This is a genomic window from Rouxiella sp. T17 (assembly GCF_036663475.1).
In the GTDB taxonomy this organism is placed as follows: domain Bacteria; phylum Pseudomonadota; class Gammaproteobacteria; order Enterobacterales; family Enterobacteriaceae; genus Rouxiella.
This window is the reverse complement of record NZ_JAWUEA010000005.1, coordinates 12,181-32,241: the sequence shown is the minus strand read 5'-3', so window position 1 is coordinate 32,241 and position 20,061 is coordinate 12,181. Positions and strand designations below refer to the sequence as shown.

At 46.0% G+C, this 20,061-nt stretch carries 11 protein-coding genes; 8 read left to right on the top strand and 3 right to left on the bottom strand.

Annotation, left to right across the window (positions count from 1 at the left end; all coding sequences use genetic code 11):
* Nucleotides 1-219: 219 nt before the first annotated feature.
* Both SC206_RS00895 and SC206_RS00890 read right to left on the bottom strand, forming a co-directional pair.
* Nucleotides 220-5,541 carry a hypothetical protein gene (locus tag SC206_RS00895; protein ID WP_332733238.1) on the bottom strand — a complete coding sequence of 1,774 codons (5,322 nt, stop codon included), beginning with the start codon at nucleotides 5,539-5,541 and terminating at the stop codon, nucleotides 220-222.
* Nucleotides 5,516-9,475 carry a hypothetical protein gene (locus SC206_RS00890; protein WP_332733236.1) on the bottom strand — a complete coding sequence of 1,320 codons (3,960 nt, stop codon included), beginning with the start codon at nucleotides 9,473-9,475 and terminating at the stop codon, nucleotides 5,516-5,518. The genes SC206_RS00895 and SC206_RS00890 overlap by 26 nt, the downstream gene beginning before the upstream one ends.
* Before the next feature lie 238 nt (nucleotides 9,476-9,713).
* On the opposite strand from SC206_RS00890, the gene SC206_RS00885 reads away from it, so the two are divergent.
* The 5 genes from SC206_RS00885 to SC206_RS00865 all read left to right on the top strand — a co-directional run bounded on the left by SC206_RS00885 (nucleotide 9,714) and on the right by SC206_RS00865 (nucleotide 15,766).
* A complete protein-coding gene (locus tag SC206_RS00885; protein WP_332733234.1) occupies nucleotides 9,714-10,628 on the top strand; it encodes a homocysteine S-methyltransferase family protein in 915 nt (304 codons plus the stop codon).
* 58 nt (nucleotides 10,629-10,686) lie between these two features.
* Nucleotides 10,687-12,234: an ABC transporter substrate-binding protein gene (locus tag SC206_RS00880; protein WP_332733233.1), complete on the top strand. Its 1,548-nt coding sequence runs from the start codon at nucleotides 10,687-10,689 to the stop codon at nucleotides 12,232-12,234.
* Between the two features lie 95 nt (nucleotides 12,235-12,329).
* Nucleotides 12,330-13,319 carry an ABC transporter permease gene (locus tag SC206_RS00875; RefSeq protein ID WP_332733231.1) on the top strand — a complete coding sequence of 330 codons (990 nt, stop codon included), beginning with the start codon at nucleotides 12,330-12,332 and terminating at the stop codon, nucleotides 13,317-13,319.
* A gap of 19 nt (nucleotides 13,320-13,338) precedes the next feature.
* Nucleotides 13,339-14,157 (top strand): ABC transporter permease, encoded by an 819-nt coding sequence (locus tag SC206_RS00870; protein WP_332733228.1) that lies wholly within the window; start codon nucleotides 13,339-13,341, stop codon nucleotides 14,155-14,157.
* The gene (locus SC206_RS00865) at nucleotides 14,150-15,766 is read left to right on the top strand and encodes an ABC transporter ATP-binding protein (protein ID WP_332733226.1); all 1,617 of its coding nucleotides are present in this window, start codon (nucleotides 14,150-14,152) and stop codon (nucleotides 15,764-15,766) included. Before SC206_RS00870 ends, SC206_RS00865 begins: the two co-directional genes overlap by 8 nt.
* A 127-nt stretch (nucleotides 15,767-15,893) precedes the next feature.
* Here SC206_RS00865 and ttcA read toward each other — a convergent pair whose 3' ends face one another.
* Nucleotides 15,894-16,823 carry a tRNA 2-thiocytidine(32) synthetase TtcA gene (gene ttcA, locus SC206_RS00860; protein ID WP_332733225.1) on the bottom strand — a complete coding sequence of 310 codons (930 nt, stop codon included), beginning with the start codon at nucleotides 16,821-16,823 and terminating at the stop codon, nucleotides 15,894-15,896.
* A 468-nt stretch (nucleotides 16,824-17,291) separates the two neighbouring features.
* On the opposite strand from ttcA, the gene SC206_RS00855 reads away from it, so the two are divergent.
* The 3 genes from SC206_RS00855 (at nucleotide 17,292) to SC206_RS00845 (ending at nucleotide 20,024) form a co-directional block, all read left to right on the top strand.
* Complete coding sequence (locus tag SC206_RS00855; RefSeq protein ID WP_332733223.1) at nucleotides 17,292-17,912, top strand: hypothetical protein; 621 nt, start codon at nucleotides 17,292-17,294, stop codon at nucleotides 17,910-17,912.
* Between the two features lie 318 nt (nucleotides 17,913-18,230).
* Nucleotides 18,231-19,556, top strand: a complete 1,326-nt coding sequence (locus tag SC206_RS00850) for an alginate lyase family protein (protein WP_332733220.1) — start codon at nucleotides 18,231-18,233, stop codon at nucleotides 19,554-19,556.
* Nucleotides 19,557-19,769: 213 nt separating this feature from the next.
* Nucleotides 19,770-20,024: a DUF333 domain-containing protein gene (locus tag SC206_RS00845; protein WP_332733218.1), complete on the top strand. Its 255-nt coding sequence runs from the start codon at nucleotides 19,770-19,772 to the stop codon at nucleotides 20,022-20,024.
* Nucleotides 20,025-20,061 lie beyond the last annotated feature (37 nt).

The window sequence follows — 20,061 nt, the reverse complement described above, 5'->3', positions numbered from 1 at the left end:
AAAAAAAAGCCGGTCACATAGACCGGCGTTATTAGAATCAAGACAGGGCATTGATTCTAAATTGCTAAAACAAAATAGGACAATTATGGAGCACAACGCCTATCGCTTGACGTTGCATTCACCTGCGGAATAGATAGTGCTAGATTCTAAAGTTGAAGATATTGATTTAGCGCAATCATTAGCCGTTAAATTTGACTGAAACCCTCTTCTTTTTTCTCGCTAAATACCTGCCAGCAGAATTTGCCCCTTAGGCTGTTCCCCCTCATTTTCGCTAAAGGTGTGTTGAAAAAGAAACCAGGCTTTGGCGACATTGGCTGTTGCTTTGGCAGGCTGCTGCTGCAGTTGATAAAAGCACAGCATACCAAACAGCATTTGTGGATCTGAAAGTATAAGCCTGATGACCAATGACTTATTTTCATATAATACGCCGAAAAGCTGAGCGTATTTTCGTTTGTCGATACTCTCCAACCGAGTTTCATTCAAAAACGTTGTTACTTGCTCAGAAGCATAAAACGTAGTTTCCTGAATGTTCCAACCTCTATTTTCTCTCTTCATAACTTCCCGCATACGCTGTTGTAAACGCCACAGGAAAGCTGCATCGGCTAACTCGGCCAAAGCGAAAGCGCAGGAGAGGCGTTGCGCGGCGAGCTGAGCGAAAAAACCGATAGTCAGCATTTTGTTAGGTTCAGTGGCTAAGGGGATATCGATAATGCCTTCAGGCGAAGGGCCTGATGCCGTGAGTACCAGACTTTCGATTTGCTGAGGGTCAAGCCGTGAAAAAGATGCCAACGCCGTTTGATCCGGCTGAATGACAGGCTGTCGTGAGGCAGAAAGAATGCACTTTACCGGCCAATTGTGCAGCACTCCAGAAATCGGAAACCCTTGTTCAGACACATCGGGACGGATTAACAATATCTCCTGCGAAACGTTAATTGATGACCAGGCTACAAGTGTGTTGTTCCACGTTCTTTGCCAGGTATTTACGCGACTATTCAAGTGTTCTGACTGTACAGATTCATTAGTGAGTCCGGTAAAAACCTCTAGAGGATGCAGGACTTGGCTAGCTGCTTGGGTAACATTTTTTAGCCAGTTGATTACCGGTTGCCAAAGTGGCTGCCGCCTTTCGGCCCCTCGCTCTTCAACCTTGAAGGTCCACGGCTGATTAAATAGTTCAGTAGTAATGTGTGGCTGTTCATTATAAAAGCTAAAGAATTCATTTACCCCGGCGCGATAGCTCTGCAAATCTTTCACGTAATTTGAAGTTGGAAGGTGGTGAATAGCGTAAGGATTAAGTGAATCTAACATGGTTATAATTTGCTCAAGGATCGCAAGACTCTTGGTAATCCAGACGATGAGTTGGCCATATACTGATTCATCATGAGGTTCGGCCAGCAACAGCTGCTGCAACTTTTTAAAAATCTTCTGTTGGTAGAAAGCTTCCAAATGCGCATCCTTTCGCAGTTGGGGATTATAAAGATCAATTTTACGCCAGTGAAAAATAAACCAGGTTTCGTTGGTTAGATGAAGTTTTACATTAAGCCCCTTTTGCATTTCAACCTCGAGTCTTATATCGCGATTTCTTAATTGATGTTCGAAGTGCTGCAACTCAATCTGGGTCGATAGGTTTTGCGTAAAATGAAAAGGTATCTCCGAGCTACTGCTAATAGATTTTTGTATGTTGTTCAAGCGTTCTTGTCGCGCAATACGAAAACGCTTTAAGAGAGATTCAACGTAAACTCGACGATCGTTATCTAATGGAACCGTAGTGTTGGCGCGAGCTTGATCCGAAAAGAAATGGTCAAAGTATTCTAATGCACTACTTTGCCCGTGGGGGGCCGAATTGGGGGTGATGCGAGGCCATTCGACCGGAACGTAAGGGGAAGGTTGCAGGTTACCCTCAACGTCTGGAATACGATAACTAAGCTGCTGATAATTGTTTTCAGCAAAAACATAGACAATATTGCCCATGACATCTTCTAATAACCTTGGCAACGGTTGCATTTCGGCAGTAATAGGACTTTTATTATCCCATTCAATAAAATTCTCGAAGTGGATGACACCTTGCTTAAGCAGTCGTTGGCTTTTCGACGCTGAGATAAGACGCCATGTTGCTGTAGGCGTAAATTGCCAATCTCGTGAAAAGGTTAATGCGGTTGAGTTTAACGAGGGTAAACCGGTTTGCAGTGTAAAGTGCAGATCGGCTGATAACCTTTCATCCTTTATATCAAAATCAATCCGATAAGCACCATCTGCGAGAAAAGCTAGTTGTATTGGAACACACTTCTTTGTATGAGGCTGAGGATTAGTCAGCGCAAGAGTAGTAGGGCAATAAAAGTAAACCCGTCGACTTGGCTCACCATAATAATAAACCCCTGAGAGTGCGGGATGGGGTAATGACCCCTCAGGCAGGGTGAAACTACTCTCTTTGAAACACTCCATTCGCCAGGCCAAAGGTAATGAGCCAGTGAAGAATTCATCTACCGTCATTATCCCTTGACGCAGGGCCTGGAGATCGGCGGCCAGATTATTAAAAGTCCCGAGCGAGCGCCAAATAGCTTCATATGGGCCGTTTTCAGGTAGTGCATAAAAGCTCTCCCGATCTTCCGCTAAGCTGGCAAATAGCAAACGCTGACCATCATGCTGCCAGCCTAAATAACAAAAATGACTCACGGGATCCCACCAAAAACCCGAAAAACCTTCGGAAGGTAAACTTTGTAATGCTGTCGCGCCGTTTTTTATCGGAATTTCCCGTAGACGTGCAGCAATATCTGGCCAATGTGTTTTGGTGAGCATGACATTGGCAATGGCGCGAGAAAAATCAATGGTAGTCTGAGGTGTTGCTGCACCGTGCTGGCTGGCGTGAGACCAGTTAATAACGTCAGGATGCGAAGCAATCTCGGCTATACGCTGGGTGAGTTCGGGGAGCCCTTGTATTTCAGGAGAATCGCCGTGGGCAACGAATAAAAGGTGCTGAGCAGACCAACTTATAATTCCCTGCTTAAGCAGGTTAAACCGCGCTTCAGAATAAGTTTCACCTGTTAAGGTAAGCAGTGAAGCACTTTCGAGACTAAGAAATTGTTTAAGTCCGAAGGCAATATTTGCTGGAATAATGTTATCAAGGGAAACAGTCACGCTGACCTGTACTTCTTTTGCCGTAGTTTCAAAGCCGCCAAAACAGAGGCTTAGCAAAGCTTCTTGAGTGCTTGCTTTAGAAAACTGCCGAAATGCCAAGGGAACCGATTCGGGTTGGCCGAGCGGTAATATAATCCCTTGCTGCTGCTCATTAATGAGTAAAGCCACGCCAACAATTCGATCATCGGCAGAATACCAGCTTATCTTCAGCTGATTGGCTCTCAGGGCAGAGAGATAACGCGCTTGTTGATTGGGAGCAAGTTGTTTGAATACGGCATCGAGCAAGCGTTGTTGCTCTTGCAAGCTATTTTCAATCAACACAGAAAGCGGGGCAATATCGATTCTTACCAAACTGTATTGCCACTGATTGATATACTCTACCAGCCGCCTATCAGCAACTAAACAAGATAACATCATATTTTGCAGGGTAGATAAGGCAGCAATATTCGTTGCCACCGTTTTTAGCGCCAATTGAGGGGCTTGGCTGATATCCGCAAAAGAGTGCGTAGGGCTCAATAAAGCTAATTGCTGGTGGGCAAGTAAACGAACCGGAAAAAGGCCGGTATCAAATAAAGTACTAAATCCTAAATGCAGTAAAGATTCGGTTGAACTCTCGGCCAAGCCAAGCTGCTCTGAAATAATTGCGCCAAAACATAGCCACTGGGATGTTATCGCAGATACGGGTGCAGCGGCCAGAACCGGATCGACAGTTGAAAGATAGGAGGTAAATCCAAGCAATGTATGGAGCGTAGCATCAATAAAGCGCAATATTGCCTGCTGATGTTCAAAGGGAATAGTTCCCATACTCGAGAGATACACGGTATAAATATCTATCGATTGCCCTTTAATGAATCCATCTTTACTCAGTTCTACAAGTGCCATCGGCTCGTTAAAGAAAGAGTTTTGTAGATGCTTAAAAACATAGTCATAGAGTCGCGGAGATTCAGGGTAATGTAGAGTGATGATTTCAGCTAACGTTTGTAATATTGCGCGATTGTCCAAGAATACGCTCTCGTCTGCGTGATGCTGTAAAATTTTGACTTGATAATCAATTATCTGACCCTGAGGATTAATAATTTGATTAACCATTTCCATACCCTGTTGGGTAATATTCGATACCGAGGTTTTAACTTTCCCTGCTGACAGCTTATATAGACGTTGGTGGAAAGGGATGTTCCCTGAAAAATCTGCTATTAGATCTTTAACCTGTGGTTGAGTCGGTAATGATTCGTCGGGTCGTAAAGCAATAGGGAGAGGGTAAAGCTTATAGCCGTCTGGCGCATGACGCCGAGTGCGATTAGGGGCCTCAAATATAAAATCATTATTTAAGAAAGTAAACCAACGGCCTTCTTCAATTGAATATACCTGACAAAATAGTAAGTTTTTAAAATCATGGCATGCCTCTTTCATTGCGGCAGTCACATCATCGATAAAAAGCCGGTTAACGCTCCGCCCAATAATGATATCAATAGGTCCGTGCGCTAAACGCTTATTCCAGGCATCAAGCAGAATAGAGGTTACCTTCAGTAGCAAAGGGGCGAGATCTTGAAACCGCATTTCACTAAATAATTTCGGTTGTAAAGCCTTCGACCAGGCCAACTGTGCCGGTTCAGATAGCCAATCATCGGTACTGAATTCCGCCAATACTTTTGCGGTATACTCGCACCGCGAGTAGGATAGGTAAATATCTTCAATATCGGCAGAAATTAGCAACCAGTTATTGGTAAAATCGGCATGGGTAGGCAAGACTTCATTGGCATCTAGATTTGAATCCGCCAAGCGTTGAGAGAAAATATGTGAATTTTGACAAAAAAGAATAGCGTTACTTTTACTGTCATCAATCTTGTTGGCAATAAATAAGCCTAGGTATTTAATTACAGCATGGTGAAACTGTGACTGTAATGTATGCCTGGCTGAGCCGTACAACGAATATTTATCTAGTTTAAAAGAGAGGTTTTGTTCAATTTCGTCAATGACATCTCTTTTCTGCTGTTCGTTACCTTGATGTGATCTTATTAATTTTGAAAAATCTTCGCCCATAAGAATGTGCTGAACAAGGTAAGCATAATTTGCTTCAATACCCAGGATATTACTTTTCAAAATTCCTTTAATTATACTCATGCTTTTGTTAAGCAATGAATTTTGTTCAAGAGTTAATGTTTTATCTTTGAGTATGTTGTTGGAGTGAAGCTCGAAGTTTTCATAAAACTCATTTAATAGTTCTTCGGTAATGTTCTTTGAGGTGGTTGAATCATCAGTTAATTCATTACAAGCCAGTATTTGTGTCGTATAACTTCTAATTGGTATGGTTAATGAGATAAAGCAAAACATCGACATGTAATTATATTGATTAGATAAAGTTAAGCCTTCTTTTTTTAATTCATCATAAATCGTTAAAGGACTTGGCATCTTTAAGACGGAAAAAAAAGGCCTTTTTATAAAGATCTGGGTGAGTTATTTTTAGATCAAATATATTAACGATGATGTTATTAAAAGTTGAACCAGCAGAGGAGCAAGTGGCATTGTTATCGATAATTGAGGGAGGCAGTCTTTCATCATGCCCAGGTAATGGCGGTTTTAAGGGGTAATAAGGAGAGGGGCGATGTTTAAATTTTATATTATCCGCCAATTTTTTTGTGCTCATTTTGAGCATGTTGAATGCCCAAGGCCGAGCAATAGCCTTCAAGTTTTCACCCTGGCGCAATGAAAGATAAGGGAAAGCGATAAAAACGGGGGTAGATAATAAGCTTTGCGTAGATGATTTTATAGTATCTCGTAATACAATGATTTCAGCATCAAGTTTACTAATTTTGCGTTCTAATACGCTAATTTGGTATTGATACTCTACCGGGTATCGCGTGTGACTTGACTGAGGAAGTTTAAATGCAGCATCGAGATTTTTGGTTAATTCTTTAACTTTTCCTTCTTTTATCCACCTTTTGATATGGCATTGCCGATATGAGGTAACTAGCGTCGTGAATGATTTCACCATGTTATAACCTAAATAAAAATCAGCCGCACAAATTGCTGCCTGTAGAAAAGGGAGTGCTGAAGAAATAGGCTTGCTGTCTTTATCGCTGATGAAATTATCTTTAAAAAGTTCAAAGCAACTATAAAAGGGCAGTTTTTCAGCCACGGCCACTGAAAACCCTTTTTCCTGACGAATCTCTCTTTCAGTCAACTTATAGGTATGATCTCTTTGTTGGAGAAAGAGCAGCAATGCTCTTCTATCGTTGCATATCTCATCTTTTAAAGTCATCAGGGGATCCGAGCCATTAATCGCAATAGCTCTTTCTTTCAAGCTAACAATAATATCTTTACTATTAGTAAAGGTTTTACAAAGAACATTTTTGTAATATCTCAGGCGCTCGGCAAAAAAATCGCCTGTTTTGTCCCAAGCATTTAATTTTATAGTAGGTTCAATAACCTTGTCACAAGGATCAAATAAAGTGCGCTCGTCTAAGAAAAGATAGTTCTCATTGAGAAAGTCATGAGGGAGAGTGATGAGTGCTTTGGTTTGATTTATTCCAATTCTTTGTAAAGGAAACTGACCCAATTGAGTGCGACTGCCTTCAATATTAAATGAGTAGTAGCGACACTCTTTTGTTCTAACGCTATAACCAAAGAAAAATTTACCGATTTCGTGAAACGGCCGCTTATTGTAGGCGACTTTTTCGGTAGCTTCTTGTGAGAGTCTTATTACTTTTGACATGAATAAAAAGCGCAGGAATTTAAGCCTTTTTACTTCGGTATCGATAATATAAATTCTTGTGTCTTTATCTCTGAGGAAACTCAACTCATTCGCATCAAGCAGCTCAACCGCCATATCGACTACTTGACGATATTTCTGGCTATAAAACTCTCTTGCTTGTTTATTGGCAATCTCATAAAGCTTTTTAAGCTCTGACATCTTCTTATGGGCTTTAAGTTGGAAGGGTTGATTAGGCTTGTTATTTTGTGAGTTATAATCGCGAAGCTCGACCGGAACATTATTGGGTAAGTAACGATATAGTATCGCCATTCCATCTTCGAAGCTGCGAATAACATCGCGATAATTAGCACAATCGCTTAGCACATTGATGTCGGGAGTATAACTACCTTGATTATGAATGCGCAAACTATCGATATTGAAGTTGATCTTTTTGAAAATATTTATCTTGGAATATTCAATCTGGATAATTTCATCAAATGTCACCATCGGTAGACTTTCAAGGTCTATATCCTGTTCATGATAGTCATAAAAATCCTGATTGATTTTTCTGCGAAGCGTTACTGATGTTGTTTCATGGGTTGAACTGACGTTTTTAGCGGGATAATTATTAAGGCGCGCCATGTAAAACTCATCTTTCCTTCCTTCTTGTAATCCGGCTTCAAAATTCTTGTCAATAATATGCCTATTTTCGGCAATCTCACTGCCAATATAATTGAGCATATAATAGAATTTTTTTGACTGTAAATTGAGGCTGCTCATTTCATGACGTTCAAAGGTTAATGCAGCCGGGATTATTTGGCCAAGCAAAAATTCGGTTATTTTTGCCATCCTCAGTTTGTCTATTATGCCTAAGCTAATATAATGTTCTGCAACAGCAAGTCGTAAAGTTTGCAGCGCTTTTTCAACGGTAACGCTTTCTGATCTTTCCCATAATGTGCTGGCCTGCCTATCCAACGCTGAAATAAAATCGTCAATACTCCAGGCTTGTGGCGAATGAGGTGGAGCAAGAAGCACCGATAAGGTATCCAGCAAATAATCGTTAACATCATTTCGCTGTTCGGCAGTAAAAGTGGTGATATTGGCGGCATGTAAAAACTGACTGAGTCGATCTAAATCTGGATCGCCGTTCGCTTGAAAAAGAGTATTAAATAAATCCACGGCAAGAGGCCAGCCTGTTTTTGACGATATCAAAAACTTTCTTGTGACGTGAATTATTTCCTCACATAACGGACTACTATTGCTTGATATTTGCTGTAAAGGCAATGCTTGGGGAAGATTTTGCCTCGTCTTGTCGGCGGCGTGTTGTCCCATTAAGGCAAATGTACCCAAAAATGCCGTGGTTGAGGCCACGGCTGCGCCAGCCAGCAGAGTTATTTTACCGGGTAATTGCCATCCTGGAGCGAGGGTTGATGCCGCAATTACGCTTGAAGTGACTAATAAAGGTGAGCTTACAGTTTCATAAGTTGCCGAAGTTAAGAAGTTATCCTGAACGCTTACGCCACTATCAGGCGATACACAGGTTCTCTTAGGGATGGGCCAGACCGGAAGTTGACCCAGTAATATTTGTTGCTGATAATCTGCCTTTAATCGGAAATATTCTTCACCCTCGTAGCGCTTCCTTATTGTAATAGGAATCGCATGATTGACCGCGCGGTCCAACGCTTTTTGAGCACGGCGTTCTGAATAGTGACTGGCCTGTGAATCAGATTTGCACGGGTTTGAGGGAAAGTTCCTTTGATACCAGTTCTTCAATAAGCCATCTTTTTGTCGTTCATAATTAAAACTTTGCTGCGACAACCCATATATATCGCGGATGACGGCAAAACCCTGATTAAGAACATTAGGGGGTATTGACACATTGTTAATCAACCCGCTGAGTCGTAGTCCTGAATATAAGCACAGCAGCAGGCTCAAACCCGTAGCGGCTATACCGGCATAACCACTATCCATAAATAATGTTTGCGCAGGCAAGATCACCTGCGAATACAAATTCACCAATATCTCGGGCTGATGCAGATCTTGACTGGCACAAATGAGCAGGCCGGTATGAAGCAAGCCGGTTAAGGCGCTAATAATTTGCGAGGTGAGCGGAAGCTGCTCTCCTTCAAGCCAGGTAAGTAAAAAATGTGGCAGGCTAGCAACCAAAATGCCAACGGTATTAGGGCCCAGCAGATTATATATTAGTGTATTAAGCAGCGTTAGGCCGCCCAAAATCCCTGCCTGATACACGTAATCGACGCCGCGACTATGACAAAATAGGCCCACACTCAGCAGCTTGCTTATTTCTGGGGGTAGGATATTTAGCATGTCATTGGCTAAGGTAAACCTGCTGAGTTGAATAAGCTGATAGTGCAATGCATCTTTGATAGCGAGTGCGGTAGCGGTCAGGGAGGTTGTCCATGGGGTTTGGGTTGGTAAGTTTAACCAAGGTTGATTATCCAGGGCATCGAAATACTGCTCCTGTGATAAAGGCGTGCAGGCATCAAGATTATTGGCAATAGTACAAATATGGCTCACACATGACATGCAAGAGGAGTGATTCTCTGACAGGGGCTTATCTATCTTGCTGGTATTGACGGGCTGGCTGGAATTGACTGGATTAATTTCTTTATTAATTGTCGATATCTTCATTAACGTGGCGGCTTATTTCGAGATAAGTAAGCATTGGACTTTAGCAAACTCGCTAACAGTAAATTTGCAGATAACGCCCAAATCATCCTTCAGATTTACTCCACATCATGTGAAATCTTCTGCTGCATCCCTCTATCCATAAAGATATCTAGACTTCTAAACGCGCCTTTTGTAGAGTGTTGCAATCTTAAAATTTATTTAAATCATCAAATGATAACCAGCGGAGAACCCTATAAAAATGAGTAATAACATGGTGATTCTAGATGGCGGCATGGGCCGTGAGCTTGCAAGAATGGGCGCGCCTTTCCGTCAGCCGGAGTGGTCGGCACTGGCGCTAATTGAAGCGCCGCAGTTTGTGCGACAGGCCCACGATGCCTTTATTGCCGCGGGTTCGCAGGTTATTACTACCAATAGTTACGCCGTCGTGCCTTTCCACGTAGGTGAAGAAGTCTTTGCTAAACAGGGTGCCGAACTGATTGCTTTGTCGGGCCGATTAGCCCGTGAAGCCGCCGATGCCGCGCCGACGCCGGTCAAAGTTGCCGGTTCACTGCCGCCCGTTTTAGGCTCTTATCGTCCCGACCTGTTTGAGCCAACCAAAGCAAAAAGGCTGCTGAGCGTGCTGGTTGATGGATTAAAAGATAGCGTCGATTTATGGCTGGCAGAAACGCAAAGCTCGGTTGTTGAAGTCGAACTGGTACGTGAAGTGTTAGGTAATGATCCTCGTCCACTGTGGCTTTCGTTTACCCTGAAAGATGAGCTAAACGAAAATGGTGAGGCGCAGCTTCGCTCGGGTGAGTCGGTAACTGATGCCGTTAACGCTGTCTTGCGTTTGGCGGGCAGCGCCATTCTCTTCAACTGTAGCCGCCCTGAAGTGATGGCCAGCGCAGTGCGTGAAGCACGAGAAGTCGCTACGCGCCACGGTTCAAAACTGGCTATCGGTGTGTATGCCAACGCTTTCGAACCTTCAGACAACAAGCGCGGTGCCAACGAAGGGTTAAGCGATTTGCGCAAAGATACTGACCCGAAAGGTTACCTCAGCTTTGCCGAAGAGTGGGTTGAAGCGGGCGCAACGATGGTGGGTGGCTGCTGCGGAATTGGCCCTGAGCACATTGCTGCACTAAGCGAAAAGCTTGGCGACCGCGCGCACTCATAATCCTGTTTTCATATAAAAATTAGATAAAAAGGGCTTAGGCCCTTACTAAGGGAAACTCATGCTAGATCGTCGTTCGTTTATCAAAAGCGCAGGCGCGATTTCCGTCGCTGCGGCTACCGGTTCTTTATGGCCATTTTCCGGCGCTTATGCCGCCGACGCTGCGGTGCCTAAAAAGGGTGGCCATTTAGTGGTGGGCATCGATAACGCCTCCAGCACGGACCGCCTTGATCCAGCCTTCTGGTTTGAAACCTATATCTATTTTGTAGGTTCGCAGATTTTTAACAGTCTGGTTGAGATTGATGAAAAGGGCGGCCTCGCGCCTTCTCTGGCTGAATCCTGGTCTTCAGCCGATGGCAGCAAAACCTGGGTGCTTAAGATTCGTCAGGGCGTACAGTTCCATGACGGCCGCGCGCTGGGTGCCAAAGATGTGGTCTACTCGCTGAATCACCATCGCGGCGAGAAGTCGACTTCGCCAGTGAAAGGCTATCTGGATCCCGTGGCTTCTATTGCTGCAACGGGCGACCACGAAGTCACTATTAAATTGAACTCGCCAGACGTCGAGTTTGTCTGGTTGCTGAGCGCTGTGCATTTCGTTATCACTGCCGAAAACGAAAACTTCGATAAAGGGATCGGCACCGGTGCCTTTATTCTCGAGAAATTCCAGCCGGGCGTGACCACACTTACCAAGCGTAATCCGAACCATTGGAACAGCGCGCGCGGCCATGTCGACTCGGTAGAAACGCTGGCAATGAACGATTCAACGGCCCGCGTAGCGGCTTTGGTCAGCGGATCGGCGCAGCTTATCAACCGTGTTAACCCGCGCATTGTGGGTCGCATTCAGCACATGCCGAATATTCAGCTGGTACGCGCGAAAGACAGCGCGATTTACACTTTCCCAGGACTTTCGAATCTTGCGCCATTCGATAACGTGGATGGCCGTCTGGCGCTAAAATACGCTATCGATCGCAAACAGATTATCGATACCGTACTGGGCGGTTATGCCAGCGTTGCTAACGATAACCCGTTCTTCCCGTCGAATCGTTACTTCGCCAAAGACATTCCACAGCGTCCTTATGACCCGGATCAGGCCAAATTCCACTGGAAAAAATCGGGCTTTACCGGGCCGTTAACGTTATCTGTTGCCGACGCCGGATTCCCGGGATCGGTCGATGCCGCGCAGCTTTATCAACAATCTGCGGCCAAGGCGGGTATTGATATCAAGGTAGATCACGTGCCTGACGATGCTTTCTGGAACGACACCTGGCAGAAAAAAGTCTTCGTGTCGTCCAACTGGGCGAGCCGCCCAACTGCCGACGCCATGCTGTCATTGGTCTTTACCAGTCAGTCTTCATGGAACGAATCTGCCTGGAAAGTGCCGGCTTTCGATGCGATGGTCAAAGCCGCCCGTGGCGAAGCCGACGAAGCGCGCCGCAAGCAAATTTATCATGACATCCAGTTGATGCTGGTCGATCAGGGCAGCGAAATCATTCCGCTGTACGCCGATGCGCTCGACGGCTGCTCGACCAAAATCAAAGGCTTTACCTCCGTACCGGGCATGCCGCTCAGTGGTAATCGCGCGGCCGAAAAGGTGTGGATTGAAAGCTAAGCCAGCTAAAACGTTTAGTTATTATACGGTTAGTTTAGAAACGGCTTAGTTTGAAATAGCGATAAGGTTTGAAACAGCAATAAGGTTTAAAACGGATGTCAGAACTTACTACGCAACGGCCTTCGGGCCGTTCATCTTTGGCGGGGCTGGTGCTGCGTCGTTTGGGCTATGGCCTGTTAATGGTGCTGGCGGTGTCGGTGCTGATTTTTATCGGCGTGCAGCTGCTGCCGGGTAATGCCGCAACGGCCATTCTTGGACAGAGCGCCACGCCAGACGCCATTCGCGAGTTAAACCAGCAGCTTGGCCTCGACAAACCGGCGATTGGTCGCTATCTAAGCTGGCTAATGGGCATTTTGCATGGTGATTTCGGCATCAGCTACACCAGCCGCGAGGCCATCTCGGGGCCGCTGTTTAGCCGTCTTGCCAACACGCTGTTTCTCGCCGGATGTACGGCGGTCATTGCCGTGCCACTGGCGCTGGCGATCGGCTTTTTATCCGTGCGTTATCAAGGCGGTATCGTCGATACGCTGCTTAATGGCGTGGCGCGTGCCGCCGTGGCCCTGCCGGAATTTTTCTCGGGATATTTGCTGATTCTGATTTTTGCCATCACGCTGGCGTGGGCGCCGAGCAACAGTACGTTGTCTGATTCGATGCCTTTAACGGCCCGGCTGACGGCTATCGCGCTGCCTTGCGCTACGCTGGTGCTGGCGATTGTGGGTCATATGAGTAACATGACCCGCGCCGCGTTGATTGCCGCGCAAAGTGCGGCCTACGTCGATACCGCGCTGCTTAAAGGCCTGACGCCCGCGCGTATTCTTTGGCGTCACGTGCTGCCCAACGCGCTCGGCCCCATCATCAACGTCGTAGCCATTAATCTCGCCTATCTGATGGTTGGCGTGGTGATTGTCGAAAACGTTTTCGTTTATCCCGGCCTTGGGCAGTACATGGTCGACAGTATCAGTAAGCGCGATATTCCTGTAATGCAGGACTGTGCGCTGCTGCTAGCTGGAATTTACATTTTGCTTAATCTGCTGGCCGACGTGCTGGCGCTGATTGCCAATCCGCGCTTGCGCCATTCGCGCTAAGCGCAGGAGGATTTTTGACATGCCCGCATTAAAACCTACGGCTATTCTTGGACTGACAGGCCTGCTGCTGTTTGTACTGGTTGCCGTTTTCGCGCCGTGGCTTGCGCCATTTGCACCTGATAAAGTCATCGGCATGGCGTGGCAAGCCCCCGATGCGACGCTGCGTTTAGGGACCGATAATCTGGGCCGCGATTTGCTGTCACGAATGATTTGGGGCACCCGCGTTTCACTGGGCGTGACTGCGCTCGCCGCACTGGTGGCGTTTGTGGTCGGCTGCACGCTCGGTTTTATCGCCGGGATTAGCGGCGGTTGGCTCGACCAGACGATTTCACGCATTAACGATATGATAATGGCTATCCCGACGCTGATTTTCGCTTTGATTGTTCTTGCCGTATTACCGAAAACCATTCTGACGTTGACCCTGGTGCTTGGCCTTTTGGAATCAACCCGCGTGCTGCGCGTGGCGCGAGCGTTGGCAGTTGAAATTGGCGTGATGGAATATGTCGACGTCGCGCGTTTGCGTGGCGAAAGTCTCGGCTGGATCCTCTGGCGAGTAGTATTACCGAACGCACTTCAAACGCTGATCGCCGAGTTTGGCCTGCGTTTCATTTTCATTTTGCTGTTCCTCTCTGCGCTCTCTTTCCTGGGATTGGGTATTCAACCCCCCACCGCCGACTGGGGTGGATTGGCGCGTGATAATAAAGATGGCATCCTGTTTGGCGTTTGGGCGGCATTGATCCCGGGTGGGGCGATTGCGATTCTGGCGCTGGCGATTAACGCGGTAGCCGACTGGCTGATGAGCGGCAGTACCCGTGCATGGGGAGGCAATCATGGTTGATGCGACTCAGGTAAAACTTACTGAAAAAAATCCGCTGCTGCGGGTGAACGACTTGGTTGTCGCCACTACTGAGAAAAAACCGCGCCGGCTAGTCGACAGCATCTCTTTCGATTTAAACGCGGGCGAGGTATTGGGGCTGATAGGCGAATCCGGGGCCGGAAAATCGACGATCGGTTTAGCCATTCTTGGACATCGTCGTCATGGCATGCGTATCGAATCGGGTAGCATTCTATTTAACAACGCCGATATTAGCCGTCAATCGGCACGCCAATTGCGTGCGCTGCGCGGCAAAAAAATTGCCTATGTGGCGCAGTCTTCAGGGGCGGCTTTCAATCCGGCAATCACTTTGGGCGAACAGGTTATCGAAGCGACGTTAAAGCATCGAATATTGCCGCGCCAGCAGGCACAAGCGAAAGCCATCGAACTCTTTACTCAGCTCGGTTTGCCCGAACCCGCGCAATTTTATCATCGTTATCCGCATCAGGTATCTGGCGGGCAGCTGCAACGCGCGATGATAGCGATGGCGCTGTGTGCAGGACCAGAGCTACTGATTTTCGATGAGCCGACCACCGCGCTAGATGTCACCACTCAGCTTGGCGTGCTGAAAGCGATAGCCGAGGTGATTCGAGCTACGGGCGTGGCGGCGATTTATATCAGTCACGACTTGGCGGTTGTCGCGCAAATCAGCGACCGGATTATGGTATTGCAGCATGGCAAAATGGTTGAACATGCGACTACTAAACAGCTGCTTGCGGATCCGAAAAAAGAGTACACCCAGCGACTGCTGGACGCGCAGGGCGAGAGTCGTCAGCCGATGCCGATGGACCAACCCGAGCTGCTGCGTATCGAAAATATCAGCGCCCGATATCACCATCAGCCGGTATTACAAAACCTGTCGCTGTCGATTCCGCGCGGCAGAACGTTAGCGGTCATTGGCGAATCGGGGTCGGGGAAATCGACGCTTGGCAAGGTTATATGCGGGCTGCACAAGCCAGAAAGCGGAGAGGTTAGCCTGAACAAACAGCCGTTGGCCGCAGGGCTGCGTAACCGCACTCGCCAGCAGTTGCAAGACATTCAGCTTATCCACCAAATTCCGGATACTGCTTTGAATCCTAAAGAAAAAGTCGGGAGTCAAATAGCTCGGGTGCTGGAGTGTTTTACTGCTTTAAATCGACAGCAACGCGAACAGCGGGTAAACGATTTGTTGAAGCAGGTCGGGCTTAACGTTGAGCTGGCCGAGCGTTTTCCGGCGGCGCTGTCAGGTGGGCAAAAGCAGCGCGTCTGTATCGCGCGCGCCTTAGCGGCTGAGCCTAAACTGATTATTTGCGATGAGCCGACGTCGGCGCTTGACCCGTTGGTCGCGCGCGATGTGCTCGAACTATTACGCAATATTCAGCATCAAACCGGCATTTCATACCTGTTCATTACCCACGATTTACAGGTAGTGCGTGAAGTGGCGGATGAAGTGGCCGTGCTGCTGAATGGGGAGATTATCAGAAACGGATCGGTGAGTACGACGCTGGCCGAACCGCTGGATAATTACACTCGTGAACTGCTGCGTTCCGTGCCGGAGATGCGCATTGGCTGGTTAGCAGAGCAGACTGTCTAAAATCCGGTGAACTTAAAGTTTACTGCATTAAAAAACGCGCTGAATCTACTACGATTCAGCGCGTTTTTGTTAATGATTTTCTAGAAACTGACTGTTTTAGAATCTTGTTTCAGACAGCTATTTTCTATTATTTAATCTGTAAAATATCCAGACGTTCGATGACCACATCGTCGTCTTCTGCCTGCCAACCCACTGGCTGCATTGGAATATCTTCACGATCGAAAGCCAAATCACCGCCGTCAATAACTTCGCCGCCGTGCTGAATTCCTTTGAAATCAAACAAATTAGTATCGTTTAGATGCGAAGGCACTACGTTTTGCATCGCGCTGAACATCGTTTCGATACGACCCGGATAACGTTTGTCCCAGTCTTTCAACATGTCGCCGATAACCTGACGTTGCAGGTTTGGCTGTGAACCACAAAGGTTACACGGAATGATGGGATATTCGCGGGCAATAGCGAAACGTTCGATATCTTTTTCGCGGCAGTAGGCCAGCGGACGGATCACGATGTGTTTGCCGTCGTCGCTCATTAGCTTAGGTGGCATACCTTTCAGCTTGCCGCCGTAGAACATATTCAGAAACAGCGTTTGCAAAATGTCGTCGCGGTGATGGCCGAGCGCAATCTTGGTACAGCCCAATTCGGTAGCAGTGCGATAGAGAATGCCACGGCGCAGGCGAGAGCAAAGGGAACAGGTAGTTTTGCCTTCGGGAATTTTATCCTTAACGATGGCGTAAGTGTTCTCTTCAACAATCTGGTATTCAACACCCTGTTTTTCAAGGTATTCAGGTAAAATGTGTGCCGGGAAACCGGGCTGCTTTTGATCGAGGTTAACGGCTATCAGTGAGAAATTGACAGGCGCACTCTGCTGCAAATTGCGCAGGATCTCGAGCATGGTGTAGCTGTCTTTACCGCCAGACAGGCAAACCATGATGCGATCGCCTTCTTCAATCATACCGAAATCTGCAATCGCTTTACCCACGTCACGACGCAGGCGTTTTTGCAGCTTGTTTAAATTAACCTGCTCTTTCTTAGTAACTTCTTGTTTTTCAGACATTTTGTCGGTGCTCGAGATCTTAATTGACGTTCAGGTAAGCATGACGCACCTGAATTGTTATATAAAGAGGGGTTTGCGCTGGCTGAGCAACTCAGCGGGCGTTCGTATGGCGTGTATGGTACGGATTACGGCGACGAAAGCCAACACGTTTTGTAACGACATTTGCTGCTATTTCAAGGGCGAAATGCATAGTTTGATATTCTCGCCGCATAAACCTCAATACTTCACCAACAATTATCTCAATCAATTGATAATCCTTCATGACAATATATTAATTTCAAATAATATAAGGAAGATTTTTATTAATTTAAAGTTAAGAGTTATTTTTGTAAAAATAGCTTTATAACGTTGCGTAAAAGGCGCGCCCAAACTATATTCACTGCCGCCTGTGGTTAATGGCATATAAGTGGGAGTAAAGATTTTAATTATTTTAATTCCCTCAGTAAAAACGCGATTAGGAATATTATTATGACCAATATCGGGAACTGTTTAACGAGTAACTTCACCCAAAGCTTACGAGGCATGGAGGCATCTAACGTTCAGTCTGAAGCTAAAATAAATGATTTGTGTACACACCTAGTTAAAGTATCAATAGCCGCTAACAAGTATTGTAAGGATGTGGATAACGCTCGTAATTTAAGTGTCAAAGGTTCAATTGATGCAGTTATTAACCTAAGTGCCAATATCATAGATTCAAAAGCCAAAATAAATAGAAGGATCTTTAAGCTTGGTATGCAGCCGCTTGAAGCAAGATCTGCAAAGAAAGAAAAGCGAATTGAAAAAAATATTAAGCATCTTGAGCAAAAGATTAACAAGTCTGAGAAATTAGTAAGTAAATTGGATACTTCTCACATAACCCATGTTGCAGGGTATGCAAAAACTTCTTTCAAGGATTTTAAAACTTCAAAAACTAACTTTAGAGATTTTATTGATAGTGTAAGACCCCGTGCCACCACACAACATAACTCACCCACCTATACAAGACTCGCTTCACCTGTCAATCAACAAGATAATCCACCCGTTTATGTCCATTTCGCGCCACCTGCTTATGAACAAGCGATGAAGCAACCACTCTTATATAATATTTAATATAACACCTTAATTTACCTTTTTTGCTAGCCCCTATTAATGCTTTAATAGGGGCAATTTAAAAGGCAAGAATAGGGATTAATAATTCAGTGAAAAAAATGGGGGTGACTGTATGAAATTAACATTCAAAAGCAGCAGATAAAAAAAGCAACACCTCTATTTATCTTTATAAAGTTACAAGCTTGCTGAATAACTTCACTGGGACATAAACCACTTCAAGTGAGTTGGCTGTTTGACTTAGCACCTCTAAAAATATTTTAAGCCTACAGGTAAACTGTATAGAATGCTTTTTGCCACGGGGTAATAGGAGAACAGGCTATGCATCGTTCACGACAAGGTTCACCGTATTGTTCACGATTGAAAATTTCACTGCTGCTTATAATAGCTTTGTTCAACGGCGTAGCGCTATTAGCCATGAATACCTCTGCTGCAGAAGTCACTCCACAACTGGCTTTTTTTCGGGCTGATGAATTATCAAATATCAAGCTGCAACTTCTTCACGGCAAGGCCCCTCAGCCGACTCAACAAGCTTACCAGTTACTTATTAACGCCGCCGATCGGGCATTGAAGCAGCCAGATATGAGCGTAACCGATAAAGGCATCACGCCGCCGAGTGGTTCGAAAAACGATTATTTGAGTTTAAGCGCTTACTGGTGGCCCGATACGCATAAACCTGACGGCTTGCCTTGGGTTCGCCGAGACGGAAAAATTAATCCCGCAAGCAAAAATGAGCAAAGCGACGGCGTCCGCTTTGCAAGCTTCACTTCGAAAGTGCAAAATCTGACGTTAGCCTGGTATTTTTCAGGACAACAGCGTTATGCAGATAAAGCTGCCAGTATGCTGCATCGTTGGTTTGTCGATCCGAAAACGAAAATGAATCCGAATCTCAATTTTGCTCAGGGCGTGCCGGGCATTTCGGCTGGCAGAAATTCGGGTGTGCTGGATGGTCGCTATTTTTCCACCCGTATTGTCGATTCGCTGTCGCTGTTACGCGGCAATCCAGCGTGGTCACAAAAAGACGATAACGCCGTTCGAAAATGGATGCAGGATTATCTCGACTGGCTGCTCTCCAATCCGATTGCGCTAAAAGAAAGCAGGGCGCTGAATAATCACGGTAATTGGTATGCCACTCAGGTGGCGGGTATTGCGTGGTATTTGCATAGGGCGGAAATAATCGATCACATGGTGGCTTTAACAGAAAGTAAATTGGAAACGCAGCTTAAAACCGATGGCTCACAACCGCTCGAATTAGCCCGTACCCGGTCTTTTCATTACAGCTACTTCAACCTTCAGGCGGTGACTTTGCTGGCAAAATTGGCCGCAAAAAATCATCAGAATTTGTGGAATTATAAAACCGCCAATGGCAGCAGTATAATTCGCGCGCTGGATTATCTGGCACCTTACGCGGATAACCGCAAAATGTGGCCCTATAAAAGTCTCGATAAAGTGGGCGAAAGGTTAATTCCGTTGATGTCGTGGGCCGACAACGCTTTGCAACAGCCGCGTTATCGGCAGGAAGTGATGGATACTTCGTTTGATTTAGCGGCTGACGAAGAGGACAAAAACGGTAAAACACGCGGTGCAGTGATAGAAGCTTTGCAAGAAACATGGTTATTCTCGCAACCTTATGAAACGGGCCGTTAAGAGCAGCCTTAAAGACCTAAAGAAGTTTTGCAGGTTGATTGAACAAATATCGATGAGATTAATAAGTAACCAATCGAAACCATCTATTAGTAGATGCAAATAATTTCAGAAAACAGGCTATTTACTTCGCTCATGGGGTCGACGGCAGCAGAAAAGCTCGGCTATGATGGCTTTCGTTTAAATTATACAAACAAAAATTCGGGAGCAGGGTAGATGAATACTGCGTTACGCCTTCTACTGGCTGGTGCCACACTCGTTCTCGCTGCATGTAGCAGCAATAAAGAAACCGCAGAAGTTCCTCAGCAGGCCAACAGTTACAATATTGGTCATCGTAGCGCAAATGCGAGTCCGGCCGCCGCGGCCTGTTCCTTGGAGGGCGGCAGCGTGCAGCTTGCTCGTCAATTGGATGGCACATCAACCGGTATGTGCCAAATGGCCAATGGCCGCCGGGTCCCTCTTCGCTCTTGACGCTGTGGCGTTAGCACGGCGGCAAAAGCTTCGAGGG